This window comes from Tenacibaculum sp. 190524A02b, from assembly GCF_964036645.1.
In the GTDB taxonomy this organism is placed as follows: Bacteria; Bacteroidota; Bacteroidia; order Flavobacteriales; family Flavobacteriaceae; genus Polaribacter; species Polaribacter vairaonense.
The window spans coordinates 3,888,103-3,904,347 of record NZ_OZ038525.1 but is presented as its reverse complement, the minus strand read 5'-3'; the positions used below and the strand labels follow the sequence as shown (position 1 = coordinate 3,904,347).

Genomic DNA, 16,245 nt, shown 5'->3' with positions numbered 1-16,245 from the left:
GTGGATATAAAAAAAGTACTTAAAACAATACTACCTCTCATTTTGGGAGGTTTTTTAGTTTGGTTTTCTTTATCGAAAATTTCAATTGAAACATTGCTCCAATATTTCAAAAATGCCAATTATTGGTGGATAGCACTTGGCTTATTTTTTGGAATTTTAAGTCATCTTTCTCGTGCATATCGTTGGAAATACTTATTAGAACCTATGGGATATAAGCCAGACTTTGGAAATAGTACCATGGCTGTGCTAGTTGCCTATTTAGTTAATTATGCTGTACCAAGAGCTGGAGAGGTCTCTAGAGCAGCTGTAATGACCAACTATGAAAATATACCTTTTGAAAAAGGCTTTGGTACTATTGTAGCTGAACGAATAGCTGATTTACTAATGATGTTATTAATTATATGCATAACACTTTTTGTTCAGTTTGAGTTTATTTCCCAATTATTAACTCAAAATTTTTCTATTGAAAAAATAGCCATCCTATTACTTGTTCTTATTGTAGGTTTTTTATTGTTTTCTAGATATGTAAAAAAAGCCAAATCTGGAATAGGTTTAAAAATCAAAACTTTTATCTCAGGACTTGTAGAAGGAGCTACAAGTATTTTTAAAATGAAAAACAAATGGGCTTTTATCTTCCATACTGTTTTTATCTGGTCAATGTATGTTGCTATGTTTTGGGCAACTATTCCCGCCATAGAAAATTTAAATGTTCCTTTTGGTGCCGTATTAATTGGCTTTATAGCTGGAGGGTTTAGTATAGCTGCTACTAATGGAGGTATTGGTTTATATCCAATTGCTGTCGCTGGAGCTTTTGCTTTATTTAATATCCCTGAAGAACCTGCAAATGCTTTTGGATGGATTATGTGGACGGCACAAACCGCCATGATTATTGTATTTGGAGGGCTTGCCTTTTTATTACTTCCAATTTATAATAAAAAATAACTTATAACCTGAATTTAATTAATAGAACTACAAAGAAATATACCAAGTAGTTCGAAACCATAAATTATGTGAGTTATAACTGTTTGTTAAACCTCCTAAACGGTAATCCAAACCAAATTCTAACTTATCTTTTTTAGATAATTGATAACCTAAATAGGGTGACAACCTTATTTCTATATCCTCTTTATTGAATTGCCATAAATATTCATTCGTAAATTTAAAATACCACTCTTTAACATCTACTTTTTCACCACTTAAAGCTTTTTGCAAAGCAATCCTATATCTTGTACGAAATTGAGGCGTTTCTTTATCTTCAAAAAACTGTTCAACACCAAGTCTATGACCTATTTTTAGAGCTTCATAGTTTGTTATAATTAAATATTGCTGTGTGAGCCTATGAACAGTTTTTTCTCCTTTAAAACGTATAATGTACCCCAAATTGGCAGATTGGTTAAGATTAGTTTTTACAGAAACAATAGAAGAAATATCTAATAAGCTATGTGTAAATTGGAAATTATCCTTGTAAGCAAGCTGTCTTGCTTCTATGCTATTTACCCATTTAACTGTTGAACTGATTTTTTTAGAGAAGTTAACTTTAGGAAGCCAACCATTACTAAATGTAGTCTGTGATAAGCTTGCATTACTAATTCCTGCAAGAATTAAAAAATAGAAATACTTTTTCATTTAAAACTCTAAATTATCTGAATTTGAAGGTGTAAATTTTAGCTCTTTAATTAACTCTCCTTTATTACTTATCAAAAACTCATACTTACTATAACCATTACTAGTTTTTCCTTTTATTATAAGCTCATAATTTGTTGCTAATTGTTCTAAAATAGTAATATCATCAGATTTTATGAGTGTATTTAAAGAAGTAGTTTTTTGGGGTTTAAATTGTATTTGTGTTTTTTTAATTTTGAATTTTTTAAACTTTTTAAATAATACATTTTTAATAATTTGTTGCGTTTTTTGGCTTAAGAGTTTAAAATTAACTTTTATCTCAATATCTATTAGTTCTCCCTTCTCTGTAAATTCACAACTATGCTTTCTCCCTTTATAATATGATTTTGCTTCGTATGTTTTTCCATCTTGACTTTCTTCTGCATACCACTTAATCTTTTTTTTGTAACCTAGATTTTTAATGGTTTCAATAGATTTTAATGGAGCTTCTTCTTGTGAAACTCTATATTCTCTTTCGTATTTAACTTGACAAAAACTAAAACAAGTATATAGTAACAATGTTATGAATAGCGTATTTCGCATGTTATATTTTTTTTCAAAAGTACTATTTTTCAACTCTACATTTGTAGAATATAAAAAATATCTCTACATTTGTAGAGCAAAAATAATTATAGAGCTACAAACATGCAATTATCTAAGACAGAAGAACAAGTAATGCAATACCTATGGAAATTAGAAAAGGCTTATATGAAAAATTTGCTAGAGCTATTTCCTGATCCAAAACCAGCTACTACTACTGTTGCTACATTATTAAAAAGAATGAGAGATAAGGGTTTTGTAGATTATACGTTACATGGAAAAACGAGAGAGTATTTTCCTTTAGTTAAAAAATCTGATTACTTTTCTACACATGTTAATGGTTTGATAAAAAAGTTTTTTAACAATTCAGCAAGTCAATTTGCTTCCTTTTTTACCTCAGAAACCAATCTTTCTGTTTCAGAATTGGAAGATTTAAAAAAGTTAATTGATAGTCAAATAGAAAAACAAAAGAAATGATTTTATATTTACTCAAATCTACAACATGCCTTCTTTTATTACTGGCATTCTATTATTTTCTTTTAGAGAGAGAAAAAATGCATCAATTCAATAGATTTTATTTGTTGGGGGCTGTCGCTTTTTCTTTTTTAGCTCCATTATTTACAATCACTATCATTTCAGATAAACCTATAGAAACTAGTGTTTACACAAAAAATTTATCAGAAAGTAATTGGAAAAGTTATTTACTAATCTTTAGTTTAATAATATCAATGTTATTATTAATACGATTCATTAAAAATGCCAGTTCAATGGTAAAAATGGCAAATGAAAATGAACAGATTTCATATCAAAACACCACTTTAGTATTAGTAGAAAAACCGATACTTCCATTTACATTTTGGAACTATATATTTATCAATAAAGAAGAGTTTGAGAAAAAAAGAATAGAAAAAGAATTATTGACACATGAGTTAACACATGTTAAACAGAAACATACCATAGATATAGTTCTAATTGAAATTTTACTCATACTATTTTGGTTTAACCCCATATTTTATTTCTTAAAAAAATGTATACGATTAAATCACGAATTCCTAGCGGATAGTAAAGTGATTGATTCCCATAAAAATATTTCCGAATATCAGCATTTATTATTAAGTAAAGCTGCATGGAACAACAATTATTACTTGGCCAGTAATTTCAATTATTCATTAACAAAAAAACGTTTAGTTATGATGACTTTACAAAGTTCAAAGAACAAAGTTTTATTAAAAAAACTAGCGGTTATTCCGTTAGTGGCTGGTTTTACTTTTCTTTTTGCAGAAAGAGTTCAGGCTCAGAAAGCAAGTAAAAAAGAAATAACAGAGTTTAATGTTTTAGCTACAAAGTATAATGAGCAACCTAAAAACAAAAAGGTTGTAAAATTAACCGAGTTAAAGCGTATGGAGTGTTTATATGCTAAAATGGATGACAATCAGAAAAAAGGAGCAGTATCTTTTCCTGAGTGTCCACCACCACCAAAAGCTCCAATGGTAGCAAAAGGAGAAAAAACATGTATTCCTCCACCTGAATGTAAAAAAGAAAGTAAATAAAAATTAACTATCACGTATTTAAAACACGTATAATCAAGTTAATATTTATTACAAAACTTTCTAACAAAGTTCTCTATTAATTTAAAAAAAGTCTCATCTAATGAGGCTTTTTTTGTAACATTTATTTAAAACAATCGTTCTTATATATATGTTGAAACAGTTTTTTCTTATTTGTTCGGGAGTAGATTTAGATATTATAAAAAAATGTTCTAATGGAGAACAAAATAAATACGTTGGCATAGGTGCTACCGTTTTTTTTACTGCTTTGATGGCTTCACTTGCTGGAAGTTATGCTCTGTATACTGTTTTTGATAATATATACTCAGCTATATTTTTTGGATTTGTTTGGGGCTTATTAATTTTTAACCTTGATAGATTTATAGTTTCTACCATACGCAAAAAAGAAAACTTTCGTACAGAGTTTATTCAAGTAGTGCCACGTTTATTACTAGCAACTATTATTGCTATTGTTATTTCAAAACCTTTGGAACTAAAAATTTTTGAAAAAGAAATAAACCAAGTGTTATTAGAAGAAAAAAATGCAATGACACTTCAAAACAAGGAGCAGATATCAAAGCAATTTTCAACGGAAATTCAAGGACTTCAAACAGAAATTCAAGGGCTAAAAAATGAAATAAATGAAAAAGAAACAAGTGTTAATGCATTATATGAAACATACATTGCAGAAGCTGAAGGTAGAAAAGGAACTAAATTGTTAGGAAAAGGACCTGTTTATAAAGAAAAAAGAGAAAAACATGACAAAGCATTATTGGAATTGAATGAGTTAAAACAAAAAAATGCAGAAAAAATTAAAGAGAAAGAAAGCATAATAAAAGAATTAATAGCTAGTCAAAAACAAAAAGAGGCGGATACTCAACCTATAATTAGTAGTGTTGATGGATTAATGGCAAGAACTAAAGCTTTACAAAAGCTGCCTTGGTTACCTTCTTTTTTTATATTCCTGCTATTTCTAGCTATTGAAACTGCACCAATATTTACAAAACTTATTAGTGCCAAAAGTGAGTATGATTATAAATTTGAAGAGCAAGAAGCAGCAGTAATAACTTGGATAAAACAACAAACTTCTCAACAAGAATTGTTATTATATACAGATAAAAACATTAACAATAAGGTTTATAAAGATCTAGAAGAAGAGGAAGAACTGTACAACTACAAAAAACAAAAAGCTGAAGCATTATTAAAACTACAAGCCGATACTTTTTATAAAAAACAACAAAAAATCATATAATTTCAAAATGCTTTCAACGACGATGATGACGTCCACATAAGTCACCTAAACAGCTTAAAAACAAAAAACTACATTTTTCCATAAAACATTTTTATGTTTAAAAAATTTCATTAATTTTGCCAGCGTTATTTTTTAAACTTTAAATTGCATGAGACTTATAAAACAAACAATTGCTATTGTTTTCTCATTATTTTCAACAATTATTTTAGCACAAGAGCCAACAGATTTTTCGGCTACTTTATTTTCTGAAACTTTAAAAGAAAATGCAGATGCTATTATACGTTATAACAAGAAAACAATAGAGGTGCTAGGAGTAGATAAAATGATTGTTAAACAGAAAAGAGTAATTACTGTTTTAAACAAGTTAGGCAAAAAGCATGTAAATGCCTATTTACATTATAATGAAGACACCAAAATTTCCAAATTAAATGCGGCTATTTATAGTAGTACAGGAAAGAGGATAGAGAAATATTCTAAAAGTGATTTTCAAGATGTAAGTGCTGTAGATGGAGGAACTTTATATTCAGACTCTAGAGTAAAGTATTTAGAATATACACCAACTTCATATCCTTATACTGTAGTTTTAGAATGGGAATATAAAAATGCATCTACGGCATTTATTCCTTCATGGTTTCCTGTAGAAAGTTATAATGTTTCTGTAGAAAAAAGTATTTATGAAATACATAACCCATTAAATATTTCTTATAGAAAAAGAGAAAAGAATTTTGATGGTTATGCTATAAAAAACACTACTAATGAGACTAGTATTAGTTATGGAATAGCTAATCAACCAGCCATCAAATATGAAGAAAGAACGATAAGTTTTAATGAATTTGTCCCTAATTTAACTATTGCATTTGACGTATTTGCTTTAAAAGGGGTAAAAGGAACTGCTAAAAACTGGAAAGAGTTTGGGAAATGGATGTATGAAAAGTTATTAAAAGGTAGAGCTATGTTGAGTCCTGCAACAGTAGCTAAAGCAAAAGACTTAATAAAAGACATTAATGACTCAAGGGAAAAAGTAAAAAAAATATATGAGTTTGTACAAAGTAAAACACGTTACATAAGTGTTCAAGTAGATATTGGCGGTTGGGAACCTATTTCTGCTAATAAAGTAGATGAAGTGAGTTATGGAGATTGTAAGGGCTTAACAAACTACACTAAGGCATTGTTAGATGCTGTAGGAATTGAATCTCATCATGTTATTATTTATGCTAAAAATAAAAGAAATATAGATAAGAACTTTACCTCAATGCAAGGAAATCATATGATTTTGAATGTGCCTAACAACGGAGAAGATATTTGGTTGGAATGTACCAGTCAAACTACACCATTTGGTTTCTTAGGTAATTTTACAGACGATAGAGATGTATTAGTAATTACTCCTGATGGTGGTGTCATTAAAAGAACACCAAAGTACAACAAGAACAATCAACAAGATATTAAAGCAACCATTACTTTAAATGAAAATGGTTCCGTTGGAGCTTCTGTAAAAAGAACTTCGTATGGTGTTCAATATAATGACAAATACCACATAGAAGGTTATACTGAAAAGGAACTAAACAAGTACTATAAATCATATGTTTGGGACTATAATAACAACCTTGAGTTATCTAATATCCAATTAAGTAATGATAAGGAAGCTATTGAATTTACAGAAGACTTGTTTGTTAATGTTAATAGTTATGCTACGGTTAATGAAACAAGTTATTTGTTTAGAGTTAACTTACTAAATAAAACAACTAACATTCCCAAACGATATAGAAACCGTAAAAGACCATTAAAAATTCATCAAAGTTTTGAAGATACAGATACGTATACGATAAAGCTTCCTAAAGGTTTTTCAACAGATTTATTACCACCAAAAAAGGAAATTAAAAACAAATTTGGAAGCTATACAGTTACCTTTAATAAAGTAGATGAAAACACTATTTCTTACAACAGAAAATTTTCTTTAAATGAAGGAGTATATCCAAAGGAAGATTATAAACCCTATAGAAAATTTATAAAAAGTGTTGCTAGATACGATAACTTAAGAATTGAACTACAAAAACAATAAAAGTTATGAAACCATTCTATTTAAAATAATTACCATACTGATTTTAGTGATTATTTTAAATGTCAAAGGTTGTTATATGATATTAAGTAAAATAAAAAACATGAAAAAACTATTAATCTGGTCTATTGTATTTATTCATACAGTAGCTATTTCCCAAGAAATTAAATTTGGAAAAGTAAGTAAAGAAGAATTAGAAGAGAAAGCACATCCTATAGAACCCAATGCAGATGCTGCTTATTTGTACAAAAAAAGAAGAACCTATTTTGAATACGATTCTAACAAAGGTTTTATGTTAATAACTGAGGTACAGGAGCGAATTAAGATTTACACCCAAGAAGGTTTTAAGTATGCTACTAAAAAAATTAATTATTACAAACCAAAATCAGGTGAACAGGAGAAAATAACAAATGTAAAAGCGTATACATTTAATTTAGTTGATGGAGAAATAACCAAACAAAAATTAAATAAAAAAGACATTTTTGATGAGCGTTTGAATAAGTATAGAGGGCAGAAGAAAATTACATTTCCTGAAATAAAAGAAGGAACTGTAATTGATTTTAAATATAAATCTACCTCTCCAAGTTATTATATTAAAACATTGTATTTTCAATATGGAATTCCAGTAAATAGACTAGAAGCTAAAGTTGAAATTCCTGAATATTACATGTTCAACAAGCGATCTAAAGGATATTATAGCGTACCTTTGAGAGAATCTGCTAAAAGAGGAACTATAAACTTTGGAGGGTATGATAGAAAAATGGATTATACGGCTAAGACATATTCTTTTACACAATCTAATATTCCGTCTGTAGATGACAGTGAACCTTATTGTGGTAACATCAATAATTATAGAGGAGGAATAGAATTTGAGTTGTCTGGCACCAGATTTCCTAATTCAATGTTTAAGAACTACTCTACATCATGGGAAGATTTAAGTAAACAAATATATAAATCGTCAAGCTTTGGTGGACAGTTAGATAAAACGAGTTATTTTAAAGATGATTTGGCTGTGGTAACAAAAGACGCAGCTAATGGTTTGGAAAAAGTTATTGCTGTCTTCAATTTTGTTAAAAGCAAAGTAAAATGGAATGAATATAATAGTAAGTATGTTGATGAAGGTGTAAAAAGAGCTTATAAAGATGGCGTAGGAAACGTGGCAGAAATTAACTTAATACTAACAGCAATGTTACGCGAAGCTGGTTTAGACGCAAATCCTGTATTAGTAAGTACAAGAAGCCACGGAATTCCACTATTTCCAACTAGCAATGGATTTAATTATGTAATAAGCAAGGTGAATTTCCCAAATCAAACGTACATTTTATTGGATGCCACTGAAAAATATGCTACACCAAATATGTTACCTGTTCGTTGTTTAAATTGGAATGGTAGAGAAATTTTAAAAGACGGAAAATCTGCATGGATAAACTTAACTCCAGAAGTACATGCTAAGAAAATAAATACATTATTTGTAAAAATAAATGATGACACAACTGTTAATGGAATGCTAAGAACTACCTTAACTAATCATGGTTCTATGTTATATAGACAAAGGAATAATGTTAAAAAAGAAGAAGATCTTATTAGTGAAATAGAAGATGACAATAATATAGAAACAGAAGGTTTCAAGATATTAAACAAAGAAGATTTAAGTAAGAACGTTGTACGTTCTTATAAGTTTGAAGGTGAAGATTTTGTTGAAGAAATTAATGGTAAATTATACATTAATCCGCTATTATTTTTAGCTGAGAAAGAAAACCCTTTTAAATCTAACGAAAGAAATTTTCCAGTTGATTTTATCATGCCATGGCAAGACAAACATACAGTAACCATAAGTATTCCTAAAGGTTATAAAGTAGAATCTGTTCCAGAAGCTTTAGGTATTGCTTTGCCTGACAACTTAGGAGTATTTAAATTTCAAATTTCACAAGCAAACGGAAAGGTAAAAGCATTATGTACGTTACAAATGAATTCAAACATAATATCACCTGAACATTATGTAACCCTCAAGGGCTTTTATAAGCAATTAGTAGCTAAACAAAATGAGAAAATAGTACTTGTAAAAAGCTAACAATTTTAAAAAGCATAAAGAAAAATACCCTATAAGTTTTTATTGGGTATTTTTCTTTTACACTGTAAAACATAGTAATATAATTTATTTCATGATTAAAATATTTTATATTTACTTCTATGCTAGCAAAAATTAACACATATACTTTACTTTATTTTATAGCTTCCATATTGTCTTTATTTTTCATAGACAATGACTCCATGACGGAGTTAATTCTAAAATTGTTTGCATTAACCTTTTTATCTTTTTTATATTTAAGTGAGACTCAAAAAATAAATTATTGGTATGTTTTAGTTTTGTTGTGCTCAATAGCTTCTGATGCCTTTTTTATTTTTGAAGATGACTTTTTAATTGTTGCTGCAGCTTTACTTTTTGTAAATAAAATTTTATACATAATAATAGCAAGAAGAGCACTGTTTCAAACCAAATTAAAAACACTTTTGTTCTACTTTACAGTCTGTTTATTAGTTTTTGTTATTTTTTATGTGATGCTTAAACCTTACGTAGAACAAATATCATACACGTTTATTCTATTAGGAGTATCTAATACCTTAGCTATTTTATTTGCATTTTTAAACTATCTGAACAAAATGAATAAAGAAAATAAACACTTCTTATTTGGAATTTTCTTAATTATATTTTGTGATATACTCATGGCATTTAATAAATTTTTAGAGTACCAAATACTTTATGTAATCATTTATACTTCTATTTATTATGTTGCTAGATATTTAATCTGTAGATCCTTGATAATAGAAAAAAGAATTAAATAAAAAAGCCTTGAACTAAAATCAAGGCAATCTAATTGAATAAATTTATGTTTAAAATGGTATTATTTTCTCATAGGACGCATAAGTCCTTCTTGTGCCACAGAAGCAACTAACTTACCATCTCTTGTATAAATATTTCCGCAAGCAAAACCACGAGCTCCAAAAGAATTAGGACTTTCTATAGAAAATAGCATCCAGTCAGTATAATCAAAATCTCTATAAAACCACATGGAATGATCCAAACTAGCCATTTGTGTATTCCCAAAGTGAGCCTTACTAGCATTAGGGTACAAACAAGCCGTTAAAATATTATAATCCGAAATATAGGTTAATAATTGTTGCTTTATAGGCAATTCTAAGCCATTTGCGTCTCCTTTTAGCTTAAACCATACATCTACAACTGGAGGTAAATCTTCTTGATCTAAAGGATTCACGATTTGAACAGGCTTAAAATCAATAGGACGTTCAATACTCAAAAAAGCTTTCATTTTTTTTGGTAAAAAAGCTCCAAATTGATCCAGCATATCTGTCCAACTAAATAACTCCTCAGGTTGCTTAATCTCTTTTTTAATTGGCATTTGATGCTCATGCCCTTCTTCTTTTTTATGAAATGAACAAGCTAAAATAAAAATAGTTTTATCGTTTTGATGTGCCGTTACTCTTCGGGTAGAAAAGCTACCACCATCTCTAATCGTTTGTACATTATAGGTTATTGGAATTTCCAAATTACCTGCTTCTAAAAAGTAAGAATGTAAGGAGTGTAAAATACGCTCTTGAGGAATGGTTCTATAAGCTGCATTTAACGCCTGTGCTAATACCTGACCTCCAAATACATTAGGGCTTCCTATGTCTTTACTTACACCGTTAAAATTACCATTACCAATATCTGTTAACGTAAGAATTTTTAGTAGTTCTTGTGTGTCTTTCATTTTGTTAGTTATGCTTTTTCTATCAAACTTTTATCTTTAAAAGGGTATTTTTGTTTAAACTCAGTAGGTTCAATTCTATTTAAAAATAGACTTAATATTTTATTTGGAATTGTTTTTTTATGGCGCAAGTAAATAGTCATTTCTTGTGGTATAGCACCAATTGAACTTTTAATTTCACTGGCAGTTCTACCAAAATTCACTACCTGAAGTTTTTTTGAAATGGCTACATCTACATAATCATACAACATACGTTGGTAAATGGCATATTGCCTATTCTTAGTATAATCAATACCAACAAAATGCGCATCTAAGGTATTTTGATTAATAATACCTGATAAAAAACCAACCAACTTACCGTTTAACCAATAGCCTTTTAAAATGTATTTATCTTGTAAATTAGCCTTTAAACTTTTATAAGTTTCACTATTAAAATCTCCTAAATTAAAACTAGCTTTATCTGCAACAGTTTTATACAATTTAGTCATAGATGGCAATAAAGTATCTATATCTTCTATAGAAATATCATCTACTTTTAAAGTATTACTTTGTTTCAAGGCCTTTTTAGCTTTCACTCGGAATTTTGTTTTCATAGCCGCTAAGTAATCCTTAAAAGCAATCCAGTCTTCATCAATAGTTAATGTCATGTTTGGATCAACTTTAAATGAATAATAGCCAGCATTGTGTAACTCATCCGTAATAAATAAAGATTCTTTAATAAAATCTTTTATCATAAAAGCGTCTACCGTATTTTTTAGCGTAGTGTGTGTATTTACAAAGTGAATCAATGCTTTCACAAACTGCTGTAAAACTGCTTTTTTGTTTTGATCTTGACGAAGAAAAATTCCATGTTCACCAGTTACAAATGTATTGCCACAAGTGAGTATTTTAAAGGGAATTTCAGGAGAAATTAACCTTAGTTTTCTACCTAAGCATTTTACTTTTTGTAAAATAGTTTCTTTTCCACTTTGAACATCATCAATAAAAAAATCAATAACTTGAATAGTAGAAAAACCAATAGCTTGTTCATCATTATTGAACAGCACAATGTAGAAAAATGTTATTTGCGGATTGTTTTTTTCAAGCGCATGTAAATATTGTGAACTAAAATAAAGATTATCACTACACTTTAACTCCTTAAAAACGGTATCGGGAATAGTAGTTACCGATGAAAAATAACGAGCATTGGGCGCATTTTTATTACAGAATAGAATATTCACTAAAGCCTTTTTGTTTTGAGTGTAAAATACTAAAAACTTTACGAATTTGCCTTCATTCTTCTTTTAATCTTCCTAATAGTAGGTGAACTTAAGTAAAAAAGATAAAAACCTGAACCAATAGTAAACAAACCTAAAACTGAAAAAACACGAAGTACCCAATTGGTAATATGATCTCTTGTTTCAAAATCCATTACATGTAACATCCATAAAAAATCAAACCTACGCCAGTTATCATTCCTTACAGAAGTTATTTTAGCTAAAGATGGATCCACATATACTTTAGTATTGGTTTCATGTGCCAAACTTACTGCATATACTGGCAACGGTTTGCCTCTATACTCATGTGTTTTGGAAATATCTTTTTCATTTAATAAAGAAATTTCTTTAATAGCAATTGGAGTTTTTAATCGGCTTTTTACAAAGGTAATCACTTCCTCTTCTGTTATTTTTTTCTGTGAAGTAATTTGTTGTGTGTCTAGTTTTAGTAATTGAAACCCATTGACTGTTTTTACACGTAAAAAACGATTGTTATTTACTTCAATACCTTCTATCTTCTCTATAGGTTGCTTAATAGTTTTTAATGCTTCTTGTATAGCAGCATTGTACTGAAAAGAAAAGGTATGTTCTGTTTTATCTAGCAAGGTTTTTCCATGAACATCTTTCATGTTATTCCAACTAAAATACAAACCGCCAACCGTCCAGAATAAAAACTGAACACCAATAAAAAAACCTAAATAACGATGTGTTTTACGAGTTGTTAAATGAAGTTTTCTAGACATTGGAAAAAGTTATTTATACTTTAATTTCATAATTATTAAAGCAAACGCAGAAATCCCTGTTACCGTATTAGCCAATATAATAGGAAGGCTATTTAAATATATACCATAAATTAACCAACAAACAATACCTGTAAAGAACATGCTATACATGGTAAGTGATAAACCTTCCGTAGATTTTGTTTTCCAAGTTTTATATACTTGAGGCACAAAAGAAGCGGTAGTTAAAAAAGCAGCCATGTAGCCTAAAAATTCTTGTAATTCCATAGGGTGTGTTTTAAAGAGGTCAAAAATAACAAAAGACTGCTTGGTTCAATCACAAAGCAGTCTTGTTTTTTATAAGTACTAGGTGTTTATCCTACAATATTAATAATTTTACCAGGCACAATAATAACTTTCTTTGGCGCACGCCCTGCAAGTTGTTGTTGTGTTTTTTCATGTGACATTACCGTTTTTTCAATCTCTTCTTTACTCATATCTAACGGTAAGTTTAATTTAAAACGCATTTTACCATTAAATGAAACAGGATATTCTTTTTCTGATTCTACTAAATGTTTTTCATCAAAAGTAGGGAATGCAGCAAAAGCGATAGATTCTTCATGTCCAAGCTTACTCCATAACTCCTCAGCTACGTGTGGTGCATACGGAGAAATTAAGATTAACAATTCCTCTAAAATAGCTTTGTTATTACATCCTTGTTTAGCTAACTCATTAACAGCAATCATAAATGTAGAAACCGACGTATTAAACGAGAAGTTTTCAATATCTTCTTCTACTTTTTTAATGGTTTTGTGTAATGTTTTTAAATTGTCTTTAGTAGGTTCTCCTTCTGAAACTTCAAAGTTTTCTCCGTTGTGGAATAATTTCCATAATTTTTTCAAGAATGAATATACCCCAGAAATACCTGAGGTTTTCCATGGTTTAAACTGCTCTAGAGGCCCTAAGAACATTTCAAACAAACGCAAACTATCTGCACCAAATTCCTCACAAATATCATCTGGGTTTACAACATTAAACCAACGTTTAGACATTTTTTCTACTTCACGTCCAACAATGTATTTTCCATCCTCAAGTTCAAACTCAGCATCTGCAAATTGAGGCTGCCAATTCTTTAATCCTTCAACATCCAATTCATCAGAAGAATTAATTAGCTTTACATCTACACGTAGTTCTTCTGTTTTATCATAATTATCTTTAAGACCTATGGATACATATTTATTAGTTCCAGAAACTCTATAAACAATAGCAGAAGTTCCTAAAATCATTCCTTGATTAATCAACTTTTTAGCAAACTCTTCTACAGGCAAGAAACCTCTGTCAAATAAGAATTTTTGCCAAAAACGAGCATATAATAAATGTCCTGTAGCATGTTCAGAACCTCCAATATATAAATCTACTTCTTTCCAATACTCAACGGCTTCTTTACTTACAAATTCACCTGTATTGGTAGCATCCATATAACGGTTAAAATACCAAGAACTTCCCGCCCATCCTGGCATAGTGTTTAGTTCTAATGGAAATACTGTTTTGCTATCAATTTTATCATTTGAAACTACTTTATTTGTAGTAGTATCCCATGCCCATTCTGTAGAGTTTCCTAAAGGTGGTTTCCCATCTTCCGTAGGTAAATACTTTTCTACTTCTGGTAATTCAATAGGTAAATGCTCAGTAGCTATCATTTGAGGCATTCCATTTTTGTAATACACTGGAAATGGCTCACCCCAATAACGTTGACGACTAAATACAGCATCACGTAAACGGTAATTTATTTTTCCATAGCCAAAACCACGTTGCTCCATTTCATAAATTACAGTTTTCATTGCTTTTTTATAATTCAAACCATTTAAGAAATCTGAATTTGCAATGACTGTTTTTTCTTTATCAGCAAAAGCCTCTTCAGAAATATCTACTCCTTCAAAAATATTAGGGATTTCTATGTTAAAATGCTTTGCAAAATCATAATCACGTTGGTCACCACAAGGTACTGCCATAACTGCTCCAGTTCCGTAACTTGCCAATACATAATCCCCAATCCAAATAGGTACTTGCTTTCCAGAAAATGGATGTAACGCATAAGCTCCTGTAAATACCCCAGAAATTGTTTTTACATCAGCCATTCTATCACGCTCAGAACGTTTTGCAGTAGCTTCTACATAAGCTTCTACAGCTTCACGTTGTGCTTCTGTAGTAATTTTTGTTACCAACTCATGTTCAGGCGCAATGGTCATAAAACTTACTCCGTATATGGTATCAGGTCGTGTAGTAAACACGTCAATATTCGCATCATGCCCATCAACTTTAAAAGATACCATTGCTCCTTGTGAACGACCAATCCAATTTGTTTGAATATCTTTTAGAGGTTGTGGCCAATCAATTCCATTTAATCCATCCAATAAACGTTGTGCATAAGCAGAAATTCGCATAGACCATTGGGTCATTTTTTTACGAACTACTGGATGTCCACCACGCTCAGATACACCATTTACTATTTCATCATTCGCTAATACAGTTCCCAATGCTGGACACCAGTTTACTTCTGTATCTGATAAATACGTTAAACGGTATTGTAATAAAATCTCTTGTTGTTCTGTTGATGAAAAACTTTTCCATTCATCCGAAGAGAATGTTTTTATGTCTTCATCACAAACAGCATTCACTGTAGCATTTCCTTCCGCTTCAAATATAGCGATTAACGTACTAATATCTTCAGCTTTATCAGTATCTTTATTATACCAAGAGTTAAATAATTGAATAAAAATCCACTGAGTCCACTTGTAATACTCAGGATTAGAAGTACGAACCTCACGAGACCAATCAAAAGAAAAACCAATTTTATCTAACTGTCCTCTATAGGTTTTAATATTTGTTTCTGTAGTGATAGCAGGATGTTGCCCTGTTTGAATAGCATACTGCTCAGCTGGTAATCCAAAACTATCATAACCTTGAGGGTGTAATACATTAAACCCTTTATGACGTTTGTATCGTGCATAAATATCACTAGCAATATACCCTAATGGATGTCCAACATGCAGTCCTGCTCCAGATGGATAAGGAAACATGTCTAATACATAATACTTAGGTTTATCAGAATTATTACTGGCTTTAAATGTTTGGTTTTTTGCCCAATACTCTTGCCATTTTTTTTCTATTTCTTGATGATTGTATTGCATGGTAACGTATTTACTCTTGTTCTTATAAAACTTTCTTTACTCACTAAGTGAGATTTAAATGAACCGACTAACCTGTCGGAATTTAAAAACAAATTCCTTAAAGTATCTCATAAACTTGTTCCGAGATAGTTGACAAGGAATTTTCATTTTAAAGCAGCAAATTTACAGTTATTGTTGTGAAGTAAAAAAATCTACTAGTATAAAAAAGACCTCTTGTAACAAGAGGTCCCTCAATAGTAATCAGTTCTTATTCTA

Annotated in this window: 14 protein-coding genes; 7 read left to right on the top strand and 7 right to left on the bottom strand. The window is 29.8% G+C overall.

The features are described 5' to 3' along the window. Positions 1–942, top strand: a complete 942-nt coding sequence (locus tag ABNT65_RS15575; RefSeq protein ID WP_348746253.1) for a lysylphosphatidylglycerol synthase transmembrane domain-containing protein — start codon at positions 1–3, stop codon at positions 940–942. Positions 943–969: 27 nt separating this feature from the next. Here ABNT65_RS15575 and ABNT65_RS15570 read toward each other — a convergent pair whose 3' ends face one another. Both ABNT65_RS15570 and ABNT65_RS15565 read right to left on the bottom strand, forming a co-directional pair. Then, a complete protein-coding gene (locus tag ABNT65_RS15570; RefSeq protein ID WP_348746252.1) occupies positions 970–1,626 on the bottom strand; it encodes a DUF2490 domain-containing protein in 657 nt (218 codons plus the stop codon). Beyond that, complete coding sequence (locus tag ABNT65_RS15565; RefSeq protein WP_348746251.1) at positions 1,627–2,205, bottom strand: hypothetical protein; 579 nt, start codon at positions 2,203–2,205, stop codon at positions 1,627–1,629. A 102-nt stretch (positions 2,206–2,307) separates the two neighbouring features. Between ABNT65_RS15565 and ABNT65_RS15560 the strand changes: the two genes are divergently transcribed. The 6 genes from ABNT65_RS15560 (at position 2,308) to ABNT65_RS21050 (ending at position 9,901) form a co-directional block, all read left to right on the top strand. Next, the gene (locus ABNT65_RS15560) at positions 2,308–2,679 is read left to right on the top strand and encodes a BlaI/MecI/CopY family transcriptional regulator (RefSeq protein WP_348738747.1); all 372 of its coding nucleotides are present in this window, start codon (positions 2,308–2,310) and stop codon (positions 2,677–2,679) included. Beyond that, positions 2,676–3,752, top strand: coding sequence for a M56 family metallopeptidase (locus tag ABNT65_RS15555; protein ID WP_348738749.1), 1,077 nt, complete (start codon positions 2,676–2,678; stop codon positions 3,750–3,752). The genes ABNT65_RS15560 and ABNT65_RS15555 overlap by 4 nt, the downstream gene beginning before the upstream one ends. A gap of 148 nt (positions 3,753–3,900) precedes the next feature. After that, the gene (locus tag ABNT65_RS15550) at positions 3,901–5,001 is read left to right on the top strand and encodes a DUF4407 domain-containing protein (RefSeq protein WP_348746250.1); all 1,101 of its coding nucleotides are present in this window, start codon (positions 3,901–3,903) and stop codon (positions 4,999–5,001) included. Between the two features lie 148 nt (positions 5,002–5,149). Further along, on the top strand, positions 5,150–7,060 hold the full coding sequence (locus tag ABNT65_RS15545) for a DUF3857 domain-containing protein (RefSeq protein WP_348746249.1): 1,911 nt from the start codon (positions 5,150–5,152) through the stop codon (positions 7,058–7,060). Positions 7,061–7,160: 100 nt separating this feature from the next. After that, complete coding sequence (locus ABNT65_RS15540) at positions 7,161–9,128, top strand: transglutaminase domain-containing protein (protein ID WP_348746248.1); 1,968 nt, start codon at positions 7,161–7,163, stop codon at positions 9,126–9,128. Between the two features lie 119 nt (positions 9,129–9,247). After that, positions 9,248–9,901: a lysoplasmalogenase family protein gene (locus tag ABNT65_RS21050; RefSeq protein WP_412766826.1), complete on the top strand. Its 654-nt coding sequence runs from the start codon at positions 9,248–9,250 to the stop codon at positions 9,899–9,901. Positions 9,902–9,960: 59 nt separating this feature from the next. On the opposite strand, the gene ABNT65_RS15535 is transcribed toward ABNT65_RS21050, so the two are convergent. The 5 genes from ABNT65_RS15535 to leuS all read right to left on the bottom strand — a co-directional run bounded on the left by ABNT65_RS15535 (position 9,961) and on the right by leuS (position 15,990). After that, on the bottom strand, positions 9,961–10,827 hold the full coding sequence (locus tag ABNT65_RS15535) for an acyl-CoA thioesterase II (RefSeq protein WP_348705071.1): 867 nt from the start codon (positions 10,825–10,827) through the stop codon (positions 9,961–9,963). An 8-nt stretch (positions 10,828–10,835) separates the two neighbouring features. Beyond that, on the bottom strand, positions 10,836–12,044 hold the full coding sequence (locus ABNT65_RS15530) for a GNAT family N-acetyltransferase (RefSeq protein ID WP_348746247.1): 1,209 nt from the start codon (positions 12,042–12,044) through the stop codon (positions 10,836–10,838). Between the two features lie 38 nt (positions 12,045–12,082). Continuing rightward, positions 12,083–12,823, bottom strand: coding sequence for a hypothetical protein (locus tag ABNT65_RS15525; protein WP_348746246.1), 741 nt, complete (start codon positions 12,821–12,823; stop codon positions 12,083–12,085). A 9-nt stretch (positions 12,824–12,832) separates the two neighbouring features. Next, the gene (locus ABNT65_RS15520) at positions 12,833–13,087 is read right to left on the bottom strand and encodes a SemiSWEET transporter (RefSeq protein WP_348705065.1); all 255 of its coding nucleotides are present in this window, start codon (positions 13,085–13,087) and stop codon (positions 12,833–12,835) included. 86 nt (positions 13,088–13,173) lie between these two features. Beyond that, positions 13,174–15,990: a leucine--tRNA ligase gene (leuS, locus tag ABNT65_RS15515; protein ID WP_348746245.1), complete on the bottom strand. Its 2,817-nt coding sequence runs from the start codon at positions 15,988–15,990 to the stop codon at positions 13,174–13,176. Positions 15,991–16,245: the final 255 nt, after the last annotated feature.